At 40.9% G+C, this 15,930-nt stretch carries 16 protein-coding genes and 1 pseudogene; 8 read left to right on the forward strand and 9 right to left on the reverse strand.

What is annotated here, in order from left to right:
• The 5 genes and pseudogenes from L4D09_RS27355 to L4D09_RS27375 form a co-directional block, all read left to right on the forward strand.
• Positions 1–347, forward strand: a pseudogene (locus L4D09_RS27355) (hypothetical protein); the annotation flags it as partial.
• A 213-nt stretch (positions 348–560) separates the two neighbouring features.
• On the forward strand, positions 561–1,298 hold the full coding sequence (locus L4D09_RS27360; RefSeq protein WP_428460700.1) for a winged helix-turn-helix domain-containing protein: 738 nt from the start codon (positions 561–563) through the stop codon (positions 1,296–1,298).
• Positions 1,291–1,731, forward strand: a complete 441-nt coding sequence (locus L4D09_RS27365; RefSeq protein ID WP_428460701.1) for a hypothetical protein — start codon at positions 1,291–1,293, stop codon at positions 1,729–1,731. The genes L4D09_RS27360 and L4D09_RS27365 overlap by 8 nt, the downstream gene beginning before the upstream one ends.
• 131 nt (positions 1,732–1,862) lie before the next feature.
• Positions 1,863–2,651, forward strand: a complete 789-nt coding sequence (locus L4D09_RS27370) for a hypothetical protein (RefSeq protein WP_428460702.1) — start codon at positions 1,863–1,865, stop codon at positions 2,649–2,651.
• A 222-nt stretch (positions 2,652–2,873) separates the two neighbouring features.
• Entirely contained in the window at positions 2,874–3,254 is a 381-nt protein-coding gene (locus L4D09_RS27375; protein WP_428460703.1) for a response regulator, read from the forward strand.
• Here L4D09_RS27375 and L4D09_RS27380 read toward each other — a convergent pair.
• Complete coding sequence (locus L4D09_RS27380) at positions 3,247–3,984, reverse strand: PilZ domain-containing protein (protein ID WP_428460704.1); 738 nt, start codon at positions 3,982–3,984, stop codon at positions 3,247–3,249. The two genes, L4D09_RS27375 and L4D09_RS27380, sit on opposite strands and share 8 nt — an antisense overlap.
• Positions 3,985–4,356: 372 nt before the next feature.
• On the opposite strand from L4D09_RS27380, the gene L4D09_RS27385 reads away from it, so the two are divergent.
• The gene (locus L4D09_RS27385) at positions 4,357–4,530 is read left to right on the forward strand and encodes a hypothetical protein (protein WP_428460705.1); all 174 of its coding nucleotides are present in this window, start codon (positions 4,357–4,359) and stop codon (positions 4,528–4,530) included.
• 124 nt (positions 4,531–4,654) lie between these two features.
• Here L4D09_RS27385 and L4D09_RS27390 read toward each other — a convergent pair whose 3' ends face one another.
• From L4D09_RS27390 to matP, 3 genes are all read right to left on the reverse strand, one after another.
• Entirely contained in the window at positions 4,655–5,047 is a 393-nt protein-coding gene (locus L4D09_RS27390) for a PPC domain-containing DNA-binding protein (protein WP_428460706.1), read from the reverse strand.
• Between the two features lie 70 nt (positions 5,048–5,117).
• Positions 5,118–5,423: a DUF3634 family protein gene (locus tag L4D09_RS27395; protein ID WP_428460707.1), complete on the reverse strand. Its 306-nt coding sequence runs from the start codon at positions 5,421–5,423 to the stop codon at positions 5,118–5,120.
• Between the two features lie 81 nt (positions 5,424–5,504).
• Positions 5,505–5,957 carry a macrodomain Ter protein MatP gene (matP, locus tag L4D09_RS27400; protein ID WP_428460708.1) on the reverse strand — a complete coding sequence of 151 codons (453 nt, stop codon included), beginning with the start codon at positions 5,955–5,957 and terminating at the stop codon, positions 5,505–5,507.
• Positions 5,958–6,174: 217 nt separating this feature from the next.
• On the opposite strand from matP, the gene L4D09_RS27405 reads away from it, so the two are divergent.
• Positions 6,175–7,863 (forward strand): AAA family ATPase, encoded by a 1,689-nt coding sequence (locus tag L4D09_RS27405; RefSeq protein WP_428460709.1) that lies wholly within the window; start codon positions 6,175–6,177, stop codon positions 7,861–7,863.
• A gap of 68 nt (positions 7,864–7,931) precedes the next feature.
• Positions 7,932–8,447 carry a bifunctional 3-hydroxydecanoyl-ACP dehydratase/trans-2-decenoyl-ACP isomerase gene (gene fabA, locus L4D09_RS27410; RefSeq protein ID WP_428460710.1) on the forward strand — a complete coding sequence of 172 codons (516 nt, stop codon included), beginning with the start codon at positions 7,932–7,934 and terminating at the stop codon, positions 8,445–8,447.
• A 133-nt stretch (positions 8,448–8,580) separates the two neighbouring features.
• On the opposite strand, the gene rmf is transcribed toward fabA, so the two are convergent.
• The 5 genes from rmf to rlmKL all read right to left on the reverse strand — a co-directional run bounded on the left by rmf (position 8,581) and on the right by rlmKL (position 15,390).
• Entirely contained in the window at positions 8,581–8,754 is a 174-nt protein-coding gene (rmf, locus tag L4D09_RS27415) for a ribosome modulation factor (RefSeq protein WP_428460711.1), read from the reverse strand.
• A gap of 171 nt (positions 8,755–8,925) precedes the next feature.
• Entirely contained in the window at positions 8,926–11,085 is a 2,160-nt protein-coding gene (locus L4D09_RS27420; RefSeq protein WP_428460712.1) for a DUF3466 family protein, read from the reverse strand.
• On the reverse strand, positions 11,085–13,007 hold the full coding sequence (gene uup / locus L4D09_RS27425; RefSeq protein WP_428460713.1) for an ATP-binding cassette ATPase Uup: 1,923 nt from the start codon (positions 13,005–13,007) through the stop codon (positions 11,085–11,087). Before uup ends, L4D09_RS27420 begins: the two co-directional genes overlap by 1 nt.
• Complete coding sequence (locus tag L4D09_RS27430; RefSeq protein WP_428460714.1) at positions 12,994–13,251, reverse strand: glutaredoxin family protein; 258 nt, start codon at positions 13,249–13,251, stop codon at positions 12,994–12,996. The genes uup and L4D09_RS27430 overlap by 14 nt, the downstream gene beginning before the upstream one ends.
• Positions 13,252–15,390: a bifunctional 23S rRNA (guanine(2069)-N(7))-methyltransferase RlmK/23S rRNA (guanine(2445)-N(2))-methyltransferase RlmL gene (gene rlmKL / locus L4D09_RS27435; RefSeq protein WP_428460715.1), complete on the reverse strand. Its 2,139-nt coding sequence runs from the start codon at positions 15,388–15,390 to the stop codon at positions 13,252–13,254.
• Positions 15,391–15,930 lie beyond the last annotated feature (540 nt).

The following is a 15,930-nucleotide window of genomic DNA, read 5'->3' on the forward strand; positions in this document are numbered from 1 at the left end:
TTAATCAAGTACGTAGTATTGGCACCAAGTGGTTAGATAAAGAAATTATTCAAAATAATTATGCACTTGAACTTACTTGGATAAAGCCACAACAGCAATTGCTAGTCGATCAGATCCTCGGTCTTGATTTACAAAAAGTAGTCAATTGGAATGCGAGCGGTGTTGTCACATCCGCTTATTTAGATATTCAACAATTTGATGGGAATTTAAAGCGGCCAACATACTCTATCGCTATCCAAGCAAAAGATGAAGCTCAAGCAGATGAGCTAGCTCAAGAGCTTGAAGCTGTAAAATCCGGCAATGCATCCTACTCGATTATGTATTTAGGATATAAGCTGAATCTTTAATAATACCCACATGGTTTTAAGGCCGCTCTATAATGATAAGGCGGCCAATAAGTTAAGAGAACACCATGTTATCTATCCATTCAGCACTGTTCAGTTCAAATATCCCCCTATTCAGAGATGGCCTTACCAACGTATTTATTTACTTCGTTATTGCCTATAGGTAGCCATTAACTTAGAATCCCTTTTTGTTATGCACTTTAAAGACAAAGACTTATGTGTGACTTAGACTTAATGACTCCAATTACACTCGAACATTTTATTGTTGATCCGCAACACCAAACAATCACAAGAATAAAAGACGGGCATTCCGTAAAGTTATCTCAATCAGAATGTTTAGTCGTTTCATTACTAGCAAGCACCCCTAACCAAGCTATCAGCCGAGATAAATTACTTGAACACTGTTGGGCAGGTAAAGTCGTTACGAACAGTTCTCTCACGGTTGCTATTAAACACATTCGAACCGCTTTTAGTGAGCTAGGCGCCGATGACATCATCGTCACAGAACCTAAAAAAGGTTATTTGTTACGTACCCCAAGTGAGTTTTGTTCTACAGGTTCACCTACTATTTCAGATGAAAATACCGCTTCAGAACAGGAGTTACAGCGTAAGATTCAAATAGAAGAGAAGACCACAACATTCAAAAGCGCGATTACGCAACCGCTACTAAGTTACAGTGTCACTATAATATTTTTCTTTATTACACTTTTTACACTGTATCAATCAGCTTTATTTGTTGAAGTTGAAAAAGTAGGTAAGCATCGTGTTTACACTGATGGCTTTCCTCTACCTCAATTCGTCGTTAATACGATTAATGAACTTCCCAATCAAAAAGTTAAGATAGTTGCTTATCCTCTTGGTGGGTTATGTAAAAATTATCAGCTATTTACCTTTGATACCAAAGGCTTTAACGATATTACCAACAGTATCGAACAAGGTGATTGTAGTGATTAATCAGTTTATAAAAGCCCTACTGGGTATCGTCCTTGGAATAATCACCGCCTTATTAATAGGTTTAGTATCTGCGTATTCAACAAAGGATGAGTATAAATTCACTACCAATTACGAAGCTATTGGTCATGAAACATTAAAAATAGCATTCACTCGTGGCCGCCTCAAGATGCAATTTTTTGCCTACAATAATGACGATAATATTATTATTTCTAAGCAGTATCATGGCTATTTTCTGCGTTATGGCTCTCATTACTTGGTCGTTAGCAAGGAACAAAACACCGCCGCACAAAACCAACACCTTACAACGAAGAGCTTTTTTATTAACACCGTTAATGATGACGCTATCTTTATTTCAGATCAGCGAGGAATATTCATCACTAAAGATAATAAGGTTTTACACTTGAATAGTGTATTATCCGGCGAAAGGCTATAACCATGACAATGTAACCTTTGTGGGGCAGCTATTTATACTTGCCCCTTTTTGAAATCAGATACAACCTCTGGCCTCTATCTTGCATAACTATTATAACCGGCAAAATACGAAGAGTTGCAAGGAGGCTGAATATGATTTGTTTGTACAAAAAGCGTTTTCTCATACTCCTTACTTGCACAACTTTTGCTATCGCAAGCCCTACCACTAAACAGCATGTCGAATTTGAAGGCATTCAAGAAAATGAACAATCTAGCTCATCGTCTCCGAAGGTGAAGCCATCGTTCATTTATATTCAGCGCCAGGGAAAGCAAGAGTCGAGCCTTCTATTAGCCAAATTCGATAAGAAGAAGCCTAAAAAATTTGTTAGTTATTTTGAAACAAACAAAGATATCAGCCAACTCATTTCCCTTCCATACCTAGCAACCTTAAGTAACCTTCAAGATCCATCAGCCTCAAGTGGCGATTCTGTCCTTTTTAACAGGCTCTATCTAAATAATGTCAAAGGAGAAAATGAATCTGAATACCCTATTAATTTTGATGACCTTATTCTTTCAGTGAAAGCTGGAGTAACTGTTATGAACTCAACATCGATAAAAAGCATTAACCGCCCTAGCCGGTCTTCAGGAACTAAACCAACTCAAAGCACTTCCCCCTCCTCACCTCTTACTAACTCGACGTCTAGCAATAGCACCAATACTTTACCACCAGCACAATCAACACTTCCACCTCTGAGTGAAATCACAAATATACAAACAATAAATAATGACAACACTAACTTATCGCCCACCAGCCTAAGTGATGATTTTCCACATCCAGAAAATGTAATATTCGAAGTAAATGAGCCCAAGCCCCTCATTCTGTGGTTCATCGCTCTTATTGCGTTGTTTTTTCGTCAATATTTTACAGGACAGAATCGGTAAAATGTACTGATACAAAGTAGTTTATTGAAGTACAAACCAGAAGTTATAATGCACCAGAAGTGCTCGTTATTAGTATAATTGTAAATAAAACATGATCTTGAACACAGAACAGCAGACTGCACATTATAGGCATGCTATTTTTCTCTAGTATAAAAGATATGGATGTACGCAGTAATTGATCAGACAAAGTATGATTGCCGCGAGTAAAGGAATTAGAATTACATGAAAAAATTTCTCATCATTGAAGATAATAAAATGATGGCCAACATACTGGCTCAGCTACTACGAAAATGTGCAAAACCACAAAAACTACTGTACGCCCCTTCAGCTCAAAGTGCCTACAGTACTCTACTTAAAAACGATGTTGACTGTGTATTTCTTGACCTTAATTTAGTAACCCCACTTGATGGAATTGAGGTTCTTGAATATATACGCCAACAGTATAAAGAACTGCCTGTCGTTATCGTAACTGGTGACAGTGAAATAGAAACAGTAAAACGCGTTATTTCACACAAACCAAATGATTATATCGTTAAGCCGTTATCGATACATAAACTTCAACGTTGCTTGGAAAAAGTATCATCTAGTGCTGTTATCAATTAACCTGCGTTTTTTTGAACGATAAATGAGAGCCATCAAAGATAAGCTGAGCCATTAGGAGTTTAGCTTTCTCTGTACCGGCGATATCAAATTGCAAACCGTATTGCTTTGTCGCCCCTCTCTTTTGGTTATTCTTTATTAAACCAGAAAGTTGATACGATTCGCTAGAGTTTGGTTTATTTATGAGAAGGTTTAGTTTTGTTCCCTGCGAAAATGATGGCCCATTATAATCCGATATAAAACAGCAGCCATTCGCTGAAATATCTTTCAAATTAACGACTATCTCTCGAGCACTAGAAAGCACAGTCGCCTTCAGCATCACATCAAATCGAGGTTCATTTCTTAACGGAAGCAAATGCGCGTTATGCGGCATCGCAACGGCGAGTAATCGAAATGGTTTACTAACAACATTATGCACAAATGTTTGGAATTGAATAACGGCCCCTTCACCACGATCAGAAATCGCTTTGATAGAGACTCTAAAACCAGCCTCAAAGTAATTTGATATATCAACATGAAGCACACTTGGTAACTCAAAAAAAAGGATGTTTTGACTATTAGAACCAATGAATGTTGTTTCTATTCTATAGCGGCTCCCTAGTGGCGTTTTAACGCTCAAGGTTACATCACAACCATGATTTAGTAATTTCATGGCTCGCTCACCAGAGACTATTTTATCATCAGTAAAGCCATTATCGACATGCTGCTTTAGCTGTCTTCCTTGGAAGCTCAATTTTTCGTTCCTTCCACTATTGATACCATTTTTAATAATGCATTCTAATACGTGCTTTATATTGCTTACAACTATTTGTATGTAATTGATTAGATATCGGTATCGAATCAGCTTACTCACGATAACGATGACTAGAAATTAAACAACCTGCATTAAGTGTTAAACAAGAAAGATAAACAGGAATGCAATCAAAAACAAAAGCGGCCGAATTACGACCTCCGGAAGAATGCAATCAATAATGTTGACAGTAAAGTAAAAAACATCATAATGCTTTCTTTTGTTATTTATTTTCATTATATGGCAATTACAATCAGGAACATCGAAAAACACGGCTACATGATTGACGATCTTAAATCTCTTACAGGTACTTCCGTGACAACAAAAGCGTTAATTAAAGGAGGATACCTTGCCGTTGAACTTGGGGAAAAATTAGAAGAAGAACACAATAAACGCATTCAGGCAGAAGAAGAACTTCTCAGACTCAAAACCAAAGTACAACATTACTTTTCCAGTCAAAAAGAACTCGTCGACGCCATAAAAAATTAAGATAATTTACGCCCCTACTTGCCCGGAGTTTTCCCCCATTCTTCGGGTACCTTCACTGTCGTTTACGTTCTACCTTTCTCGAGCCTTGATTAGTTACCTACGTATACCACTAAGTCCGCTTTATCTACTCAACCTTTAACTCTGTAAACCCTGTCTCTTCATCATATTCTCGGCTGAAGACCAGGTTTTGGTATGATGCTAAGCACACTTCTGCGGTATAAGACACAATGGAGCCTTCAACCAGGTGTCCGCCATAAACCTTCCCAAGAGAGTCTGCAACTGAAATATGCAGGTGTACATGGTTAGGTGTTAATGTGCCAGATAAAGAAAGCACCTCTAAAGGCCCGTCTAGCGTTAATAGCTGAGATTCATTAGCCAACCGTATAACGGCAATAGAAAGGCAGCCTACCGTGCTAAGCAAAGACCCTGCTTGAATATTGTTTTCATTAACATAGTCAGCAATAGCCGATTTAAGATCAGCACCTCGCGTTAAACGAAATGCATGTGGTGTTAACATAAAAACTCCAGAGATAAAAAAAGCTTCCTAAGAAGCTTTTATTTGCAGACTTAATAAAAAGTATTACCATTTAAGCACGCTTACCGCGCTTTTTCGCACCACCAGCATGAGGGAATACGTTATGAATACGTTGTTTTACCTTGCCTGGTACGGATTTTGAGAAGACTAACTTCGTTGCAAAGCGATTCTTATAAACTTTAATCTTTCCAGAAAATGGTTGTTTATGGGCAATATCTTTACAACCCATCAAAAAACCATTCGGTATATCGCCTTTAGAATTCGTTAATTTACCCTCTTCAAAGGTTAGCACCATGATCGGACGGTCTTTAAAGACAAGAAAAAAAACAAAGATAGCTAGAACAATCAGGTATTCCATCCGCTACTCCTTTAAGCGTTTATTTTTAATCCTATATCAGGAACAACTTTTGTGCTGTTGATTAAATGAGCCTAAGCACAATTAATCAATATCGAGTAATTCATGAAGATCATTTTTTATGTCGAGAACCTTTCGGCTTGCCAACTCAGTTTTAGTCGACTCACTCAGTAAATACTCAATGGTGTCAGAAAGCGTACAATCAAGTTCTTTCGATTTTTCAGCCAGCTTTTCCCATACACGAAAATCTAAATCGATCGATTTTTTTCTCGTATGCGCTTGCTCGGCATTAAAGTGACGCTTGCGCTTAGCTCGAATGGCTTGCTTTAGCTTCTTATCGAGTTCTTCTGACATGTGCTTGTTAATCCACTTCAGCACACGCGTTGGTTCATGCTCAAGCGCTAAAAGATCACTGACAGCAGCTTCAGCTTCACTCGTATCGACATAACAGGTGATAGCTTCACCTTCCTTCCATTTTTTTACCAAATAATTCCATTTCCAACCGGCTTCTAAATTTTCAAGCTGCTGATATTTCATAGTGTCAGATATTCTCGATAAGTCTAAACTTAGTGGTGACAGTGTAACTGTTGTGACGATAAACCTCAATTGACATTTGCTATTTAAACATTTGTTTTTAAGCAGATCTCATTGCATAAGCAAATCGTGCAATTATCGTCACTATTTGCCTATTATGCAGCTATTGATTCCTTTATACTGCTGTCTTTTTCACACTAACAGAATAAAGCTGAAGCCCATGCATGAAGAAACCTGGCGTACGATGACACCAGATTACTCGAAATACCGAGCCATCCTTTCCCAATATGACGATCTCTCTCCCGCAATCATTGGTACATTACAAGATCGCCTATCGGATGCTGTACGCCGGTTTACTGCTGTAGAACTCCAGCCACGCGTTCTACGGATCACAGCCCCTGATAACAAAGTATACCGTGACTATGTCATTGAGCTTCTATCAAAGTACTCAACCACAAACGGCGAACCACAAGTTATCGTAGCGGGTGAGAATGTAACCGAACAAAATCTATTCGGCACCGTGTTCCCGCCTATTGAAGAAAAGCATATTACAAAACCTCAGGTCAAACATGGTTTAGTGCATCAGGCTAACAATGGTTACCTAGTGCTTTCTGTGACCGCGATTCTGAGTAACCCTAGCCTGTGGCCACGTTTAAAGTCAGTGTTGATGAATGGCTCATTAGAGTGGCAAGCAGCGTCTAATAAAACGTTATACCCTCTACCAGTCGCTGAACAGCTCAATATCAAACTAGTCATCATTGGCGACCGTTACTTAATGGGCGAACTGGAGCATGCTGAGCCTGATGTTTCATCAGGCTTTACCATGTATGGGGAGTTTGAGCAGGATTTAATTATTGATGACACCAACCTGCCTCTCTACCTGTCTTACCTTAAAGCCATTATTGCTAAGGCATCACTCCCACAGCTAGCCGATGCCGATGCCCTTGAAATGGTATTAAAAACAGGCGCCCGATACGCAGAAGACCAAACACGCGTACCATTATGCCCATTGTGGCACCAAAGTTTATTGTGTGAGGCTGCAATTGAGTCACAGGGTAACGTAGTAACGGCTGAAGATATTAAAAACTCTATTAAAGCGCGTGAATACCGTGAGTCTTACCTACCGGAACGCGCTATTGAAGATATCCACCACGGACAGGTTCTGATTGATTGCCAAGGCGAGCAAGTTGGTCAAGTTAACGGACTTACTGTTGTGGAAGTACCTGGTCATCCAAAAGCATATGGCGAGCCAGCCCGTATCTCGTGTGTGGTTCACTTTGGTGATGGTGATATTTCAGACGTTGAACGTAAAGCTGAGCTAGGCGGTAATATCCACGCCAAAGGCATGATGATCATGCAAGCCTTCCTTAGCACTGCATTGAACCTTGATCAGGCATTACCTTATTCAGCATCTATCGTATTTGAACAATCATACTCTGAAGTTGACGGTGACAGTGCCTCATTAGCCGAGCTATGCGCCCTCGTCTCAGCGTTAGCGATTCAACCCATTAACCAACAAGTGGCTGTAACGGGTGCTGTTGACCAATTTGGCCGTGTACAAGCTGTTGGTGGGATCAATGAAAAAATCGAAGGGTTCTATAAGGTTTGTGCTTTCCGTGGCCTTACAGGCAAGCAAGGTGTCATATTACCTAAGACAAACCTCACTAACCTGTGTCTTAGCGATGACGTATTAGAAGCCATTAAAGATGGACAGTTCCACTTATGGACTGTCGATAGTGTCGATGATGCCCTTCCTCTACTCACCGGAAAGCCTTTCGATAGTGAAAATGAAGAAACCGAAACATTATTATCTCGAATAGCGCAGCGTATAGATTTCTTCCATAATGGAGAACTAAGTAGCGAAGTCAGCTGGTTACAACGCATTCGTAACTGGTTTGTCCAGCACTGATCCGAGTTGTTTAGCTTACATGTGTAAGCTAAATTGCCTTCATACTTTTTAAGGAGCTTTAAAGTCTGATGAAACGCCAGCAATCTTATAATTACGATGAACTAGTTGCATGTGGTAAAGGCGAACTTCACGGTCCCGATTTCCCATCCTTACCATCTGACAACATGCTAATGATTGACCGCGTCGTTACTATTACCAACGAGGGCGGCGAGCATGGCAAAGGTTTCATCCACGCTGAACTGGATATTAACCCTGACCTATGGTTCTTTGACTGCCACTTTAAAGGTGACCCTGTAATGCCTGGCTGTCTTGGCCTAGATGCAATGTGGCAGCTTGTTGGCTTCTTCCTTGGTTGGCAAGGTGGCGAAGGTAAAGGCCGTGCACTTGGTGTTGGTGAAGTGAAGTTTACTGGCCAAATCCTGCCTGACGCGAAGAAAGTAACCTACGACATTCAGCTTAAGCGTGTAATTAACCGCAAGCTTATTATGGGCGTGGCCGATGGCCGTGTTCTAGTCGATGGTAAAGAAATTTACGTTGCTAAAGATCTAAAAGTTGGTTTGTTTAAAGACACTTCAACGTTCTAATCTTAGCGATAAGCTATCGAATAAGGCTGCCCTGTGCAGCCTTTTCTTTTGCCAGTAACAAAATGCAGAATGCTAGAAAGTAAAAAGCCCCTTCTCCTGAAAGGGGCTTAATAAGGGTGATATGAAGGGAGGTTTATTTAAAGAGGCCAGATTGCAGATCTTCTCTTGCGTCTCGCCATCCGCCTAGCCAGTTAGTACGGGCATCCGTTGCTTGATACGGACATTCTTCACTGGAACGACCATTAATACCAGCTTTATAGCCTTGAGATTGTGCGCGTTCCAAACGATCCCGCTTTTGTCTCTTCATAGTTCGATCCTCATCCTTATTCGGTTTCTTTCATTACTTTTACATAACGATGGAGTTTTTATGACTCCACTTATAAGAATTAGCCAAATAGACCAGTAGATCAACCCCAGATACAAATCAGGCTCACAATTTGTGAGCCTGAATAAAAAATAAGCATTTATGACAATAAAATTACTTACGTCGACGGAACCCTAACCACCCAAGCATTGTCATAGCGAAAATGCCAAGTGATGCACCACTACGTTCTATTGTAGATTCCTGCGCAGGTCGAGTTTGAATTTCACCATCCGGAATTGGAATTAGCTTAACGGCAACTTGTTTTTCAGCACCTGAAGTACCACCAGCACAGAACGATTCGTTGGTAAGGTCATCGTAACCGCCTTCACATTTGAACGCCGTTGCTGAGATAACACCATCATCGGTAATACCAGTCGCTTCTGATATACGGAACTGGTTACTGACTGCTGACGTCTCACCATTATCATTGATTAAATCATCCAGCATCCAAGCCTTATTAGCCTTAAGCGGTGAACCAGCAATATCACTACCAGCAATGTAGGTGAACGCACGTTGACGGCGGAAACGACCATCTACTTGGTTTACCGTTTCTGAATCAATTCGGCCAACAACCTGATCATTGTTGTTGATTGCAGATGGGAAACCATTGGATCCTGCAAAGAAAATCTCAGAGTCAATGGAGTTGTCTAAAAACTTCAAGTTGTTTGAGCTGTTGTTGAAGATAAACATTCTTTCTGCGTAAGAACGGTTTTCCGCAAAATAGTTTTTAGCAACACCGACAACCATATTATTTTGGTTAATATCAGTCGCAATTGAATAGTTTAGCTTGCGATCACCACTACTATCTTCAATAGACAATCCTGGGATGATTTTACGCGTCCACCCCTCTAATACGGCAGGGTCAGTTGTGGCAAAGCTAGGTTCATAAATTGCGGCGCGCACCGCATAAAAATCGCCATTAACAGTGTCAATAGATTGATCATTTATTGAATCGGTACTAAATCCAACAGCAACTGGTTTACCAGTACTTTCGATAATCTCAATAGCCCTTGCAGATGCTTGGAATGTACGATCACGATTATCAGGGTCGAGTGCTTTATATTCTGTACCTGTTCCAGACTTATCTTTGCGTACAGCTAAAGGCTGAGCAACAACCGCATTTCTTTCTTCATCCGTTACAGATGAATCAATTACCCAGAATACTGCATCGTTAGCAAACACAGATAACTGGCACTCTTTAGATGAATAAAAGCCAGCTACATCATCAGAAAATGACTCCAAACAGTTCTTAAAGTCACCACTATTAAATCTTGGATCTTCATTATCATTCGATGGGACTTTATCACTATCTCTAAAGTTAGCAGGGTTAAACGAAGCACTACCAATAACTAACAACTGGTCTTTATATTCAACAGCATCCCATGCAAGTGTTTGACCAGCATTTGCTACCATCTTATCTGTATCGTAGCTACCCTGCCCTTCACCAGTTTCATCATTGTAGCCGACCATTGGAGCCAAGCCAAAAGGGCCAAGTAAATCTGAATTTACAAATCCACGTTTATTAAACTGACGTGCATGTCGTGAGCCATTATCAAAATAAGCACCACTGGTAATACCTAGCTGAAAAGTACCTGCAGTGGTAGAGGTACCCACTGCATTAACAACGCTATTGGTTGTTTTCACCCCTGGAGCATCAACAATATTACCTAAGACATCAGTTATATCAGTGTTTGGGTAGCCATCCACTGCATCAGCAAATGTTGTCACTTCATCAGACTCAACCAAACCTGTAGCATTTGAGAAGTACTGATTTTTTGTCCAAGCTTCATGCTCACGAACTAAACCACCAAGGCCTGTTCTATCTCTAATATCTTTATCGTTATAGAAAAAGCCATAATATTCAGTTCTTGACCAATTTTCACAAGTATTAGGGCCAATATTACGGTCACAGTACCTTTCTAGTTCCCTTGCATCATTAATTTCTTGCAAGTTATCACTAGTAAAGGCAATTTCATCTCGGTAGTTAATACCGTCAGACCCAAAGCGGCTTTCACCAAAAACTTGGTAATTTTCTGATTTATCAAAACAACTACTATCAGTAAAACAACTATCCACTGGTTCTGATGCAAAAACACCCTGACCGTAAAATCGAATATTTTTTTCCAGATCAAGTGTCACTTCAGGGAAGTACTGATTATTAGCGACTTCAGTTGATGCATTCACTTCTACAACCCGGTATACGGCTGCATTGGCATGCGTAGCACCAGCGATAAGAATCGCCAGTGTCGATAGCTTTAATGTCTTGTGTTGCATTAAGATTCCTTTTGCATTGCTTCTAGTTCTTCCCAACGCTCAAATGCTACTTCAAACTCAGCTTCTGCATCAGCTAAGCGGCTCAATACAGCTTCAGTATCATTCTTCACATCTTGAAAAAACGCAGGATCATTGATATTTTCCTGCAATTCAGCAATTTCGTTTTCCAATTCTTCAATCTTTAACGGCAGATCTTCCAACTCTTTTTGCAGCTTATAAGAAAGCTTCTTACCTGCTTTAGGTCGGTCAGTCTGTCGCTGCTTATTCTCGTCTTTCTTTTTAGCGGCTTCAATTTGAGATGCCTGCTCTTTCGCTCTTTGACTTAGCGAATTTGTACGTTGTTCTTGCGCGTCATGATAGCCACCAACGTATTCATCAATGACACCATTACCTTCGAAAATCCAACTTGTTGTAACGGTATTGTCTACGAACTGACGATCGTGACTCACTAATAATAATGTACCCTGATAGTTGGCAAGAATTTCTTCTAAAAGTTCCAAAGTTTCGATATCTAAATCGTTAGTTGGTTCATCAAGCACCAATAAATTATTAGGCTTAAGGAAAAGCTTCGCCAGTAACAGTCGGTTTTTCTCACCACCTGAAAGTGCTTTTACAGGTGTACGCGCACGTCGAGGGTGGAAAAGGAAGTCTTGCAAGTAGCCCAGCGCATGACGTGATTTACCATTAACCGTTACTTCTTGTTTACCGTCAGCAAGGTTATCCATAACGGTTTTTTCTGGGTCTAACACTTCGCGATATTGGTCAAAATAAGCAACATCGATTTTTGTCCCGCAATGGAAATGACCTTCCGCTTCAAGGTTACCCAGCATGATTTTAAGTAAGGTACTCTTACCACAACCATTTGGTCCAATCAGGGCGATACGATCACCACGCATCACATTAAAGCTAAAGTCGTTAATGATTGCCTTATCACCGTAGCTGTAGCTGATGTGCTCGGCTTCAAATACGATCTTGCCAGAACGCTGAGCATCCTGAAGTTGCATGTCTGCTTTACCAACCACCTCACGGCGTTCGCTTCGCTCTCGACGCAACTGCTTTAGCGCACGAACACGGCCTTCATTACGAGTTCGACGTGCTTTAATCCCCTGTCGGATCCAAACTTCTTCTTGAGCAAGCTTTTTATCAAACTCGGCATTTTGCTCGGCTTCTACACGCAGCATTTCTTCTTTAGCTTCAAGGTAATTATCATAATCACCAGGGAAAGATGCTAACTGACCACGGTCTAGATCAACAATGCGCGTCGACATGGAACGAATGAAAGCACGGTCGTGAGAAATAAAGATAATGGCGCCGTTAAACTCTTTAAGAAACCCTTCTAGCCATTCAATGGTAGAAACATCCAAGTGGTTTGTTGGCTCATCGAGTAACAAAATATCAGGGTCACAAACCAGTGCGCGAGCCAACGCAGCTTTACGCTGCCAGCCACCCGATAAATCTTTTAATAACGTATTGGGTTCAAGTTGTAGATGCTCAAGCACTGACGCAATTTTGCTATCGAACTGCCATGCATTTGCATGGTCAATTTTTTCTTGTGCGCGAGCAAGCTTTGCAAAATTAGAATCTGTTGCTTCATGGGTAATTAAGTCTAAAAGATGGTGGTACTCTTTCAGAACCTCACCAATTTCAGCCAAACCTTCAGAGACGTAATCGAAGACGCTTCCTTCAGAATCACGAGGTGGATCTTGCTCTAATCGTGACACTTTAAGTTCTGATTGACGCTGAATACTGCCATCATCAAGCAGTACCTCACCGGCAATCACCTTCATTAAGGTTGATTTACCCGCACCATTACGACCAACCAAACAAACACGCTCTTTGGTGTGAAGAAGAAACTCTGCTTTATCTAGCAGTGCGTGATCGCCGTACGCTAACTGAGCGTTACTGATTTTAATTAATGCCATTATTGTTTAACCATGCAGCAAGCTGATCGACATCAAAAGGCCAACCAAGCTCGGAGCTTGTAGAAGAAGAATCGTTTTGTTCAATTGCAAGCACAGGAATTGTGATGCCGTAACGTGAAAAAAGCGCGTCATCAAAGGCTATATCAACCGTTTGAACGCGCTCTTCAACCCCAACCTGTACAAGCAGGCTATAAGCCTGCTCGCATAGGTGACATCCCTGTGTGCTATAAAGCTTTATTAGCACTTAATCTTCCTTGTGGGTAATAATCCAGCAGTTGTGGATCTGCTTATTGCGGCCAAAGTCCATTGGTAATGTTTTATCAGAAATATTCTTGGCCTGTAAACCAAGCGATTCCAGTTTCTCGAAGTCCATCTTGAATTGGCGCTTATTATTCGAGAAAACAATTTGTCCTTCTGGACGAAGCATACGCTTAAGGTTTTCCATCAACATGATGTGATCACGCTGAACATCAAAGCTCTGATTCATTCGCTTAGAGTTTGAGAACGTTGGCGGATCAATAAAGATCAGGTCAAACGTATCGTCAACTTCTTGTAGCCACTGTAAACAGTCTGCTTGAATAAATTCATGCTCGTTCCCTACCTTACCGTTCAGCTCCATATTTTCCTGAGCCCAACGTAAATAGGTATTCGACATATCAACTGTTGTGGTCGATTTCGCACCACCACAAGCGGCATGACAAGATGCAGAACCGGTATAAGCAAATAAGTTAAGGAAGTCTTTACCTTTTGCCATTTCACCCAGCTTGCGACGAGTAATACGGTGATCAAGGAATAACCCCGTATCAAGGTAATCATAAAGATTAACCTTAAGCTCTACACCGAACTCATTAACTGTCATATGACGTTCAGCACTCGACAGCTTCTGGTATTGGTTCTTACCTTTCTGGCGCTCTCGTACTTTCAAGATAACTTTGTTGTTATCAACACCCGTCACCTGAATGGTTGCACGTAGAATATCCATAATACGACGGCGTGCGGTTTCTTCCGGAACTGTCTTTGGTGCCGCGTATTCTTGAATAATCAGATAATCTTTATACTGATCAATTGCTGCATTGTAGTTAGGCAAATCAGCATCATAAATGCGGTAACATTCAATGCCTTCTTTTTTTGCCCACTTCTTCAACTTGGTAATGTTTTTCTTTAGACGGTTGGCAAAATCAGGGGCAACTTGTTTGTCTTCAAGCTGGCCTTCTTTTTCACCTTCAACCTTCTTAACACCGCCCGCAGTAATCAAATAACTTTTAAGAACACAATCTAGTGCGCCGTTACTTAGCTTAAATTGTTTATCCGCACGCATGCGTAAACAGCTAAGTAGCTCATTATTTGACGAGTAAATGGCCGCTGTAGAACCCGCAAATGCCAGTTTCAAGCGATTACCAAACTCGGTATACAAAGTGATCAGTTCAGGTGTTGTGCCCAAACGCTCACCATAAGGAGGGTTACATAGAATAGTACCGTTTGAAAAACCTTCTGGTGATGTCAACTGGGTTGCATCGCCATATTCAAAATCAATAAGATCTTTGACACCTGCACGACCAGCATTATCACGAGCAATGCTTAATACACGGTGATCCATTTCTCGACCAAAGAACTTAGTCTCTAGTTTCGCTGGACCACGACGCGACTTAACTTTCGCTTCTGCGTGAATTTCTAACCAAGCTTCTTTGTCAAAGTCTTTGATTGATTCAAAGCCCCAACGTTGACGCTTAATACCAGGTGCAATACCCGCCGCAATCATTGCAGCTTCAATCAGCAACGTACCTGAACCACACATAGGGTCAAGTAGTGGCTTATCAACGGTCCAGCCAGATTTCATGACGAGCGCAGCAGCATGTGTTTCACGTAACGGTGCTTTACCCGCTTCACTGCGGTAACCACGTTGATGAAGACCACTACCCGCCATATCAAGGCCAAGTACCCCTTTCTCACCCGATAAACGCATGTGAATACGAAGTTCTGGGCGTTCTCGGTCGATACTTGGACGACGAAGATCAGCCTTTGTGAAACAGTCAACGATGGCATCTTTAACCTTCATTGCACCGTACTGGCTATTTCGAATTTCTCGGTTAGTACCATTGAAGTCAACAATGATACGCGTGTCACTACCAAAGTAGTCAGGCCAATTGATAGCCGTTGCACCAAGATACAGGTCCATATCATCACGAACATTAAATTCGCTTAGTACCTGAATAATTCGGGAAGCGGTACGCACCCATAAACAGCAGCGGTAAGCCATTGCTTGTTCGGCTTTGAAACGTACGCCGGCACTAACAACTTGGATGTTATTTGCGCCAAGTTGTTCTAATTCTTCTGCAAGGAGGTTTTCAAGGCCTCGTGAAGTGATAGCTAGATATTGATTCATGGAGTTCTTTTCGCACTTATGTTGCGGTGAATTATAACTGAAAACCAGATAAATACCTTGCGATAAAAGGATGTTAGCGGCGTATTTAGCTAAAAAAACAGCAATAAGTGGCTAGATGGTCAGTGGCAAGGTGATTAGATGTTGCTTAACTACCTGAAATAACATTATCCTCACCAGTGGACAATGAGGGGTGCTGGCGGTGATCAAGGTGATTTTTCATCTTGAACTTTCGGCACACACAACACGACGCCGATTGTCTCCCTGTAGAAACCGTCACAAGTAACCCATTTAAATCAATGAGTTATGTGGAAATATATATCGAGTGCGCACTAACATCCAGATAGAAACATAAAGGTATACCTATATAGAAAGACAGTAAATAAAGGACATTGATACCGCCTCACTCAATTAAGTCCCAATAGGAAACTGTTGATTTTGGGCATAACTATGACGCTATCCCAGCACGAATAAAAGGTACGTTAATATAGGAAATGAGGAAGAAACTGATTTTATATAGTATTTAATTGAGATAGTTTATGG

The organism is Photobacterium makurazakiensis (genome assembly GCF_050336715.1).
Lineage (GTDB): Bacteria > Pseudomonadota > Gammaproteobacteria > Enterobacterales > Vibrionaceae > Photobacterium > Photobacterium makurazakiensis.

Coding starts and splice junctions, on each gene's coding strand:
- L4D09_RS27360 (WP_428460700.1), top strand. CDS start 561: ATGTGTGACTTAGACTTAATGACTCCAATTACACTCGAACATTTTATT.
- L4D09_RS27370 (WP_428460702.1), top strand. CDS start 1,863: ATGATTTGTTTGTACAAAAAGCGTTTTCTCATACTCCTTACTTGCACA.
- L4D09_RS27375 (WP_428460703.1), top strand. CDS start 2,874: ATGAAAAAATTTCTCATCATTGAAGATAATAAAATGATGGCCAACATA.
- L4D09_RS27390 (WP_428460706.1), bottom strand. CDS start 5,047: ATGTTAACACCACATGCATTTCGTTTAACGCGAGGTGCTGATCTTAAA.
- L4D09_RS27395 (WP_428460707.1), bottom strand. CDS start 5,423: ATGGAATACCTGATTGTTCTAGCTATCTTTGTTTTTTTTCTTGTCTTT.
- matP (WP_428460708.1), bottom strand. CDS start 5,957: ATGAAATATCAGCAGCTTGAAAATTTAGAAGCCGGTTGGAAATGGAAT.
- L4D09_RS27405 (WP_428460709.1), top strand. CDS start 6,175: ATGCATGAAGAAACCTGGCGTACGATGACACCAGATTACTCGAAATAC.
- fabA (WP_428460710.1), top strand. CDS start 7,932: ATGAAACGCCAGCAATCTTATAATTACGATGAACTAGTTGCATGTGGT.
- rmf (WP_428460711.1), bottom strand. CDS start 8,754: ATGAAGAGACAAAAGCGGGATCGTTTGGAACGCGCACAATCTCAAGGC.
- L4D09_RS27420 (WP_428460712.1), bottom strand. CDS start 11,085: ATGCAACACAAGACATTAAAGCTATCGACACTGGCGATTCTTATCGCT.
- uup (WP_428460713.1), bottom strand. CDS start 13,007: ATGGCATTAATTAAAATCAGTAACGCTCAGTTAGCGTACGGCGATCAC.
- rlmKL (WP_428460715.1), bottom strand. CDS start 15,390: ATGAATCAATATCTAGCTATCACTTCACGAGGCCTTGAAAACCTCCTT.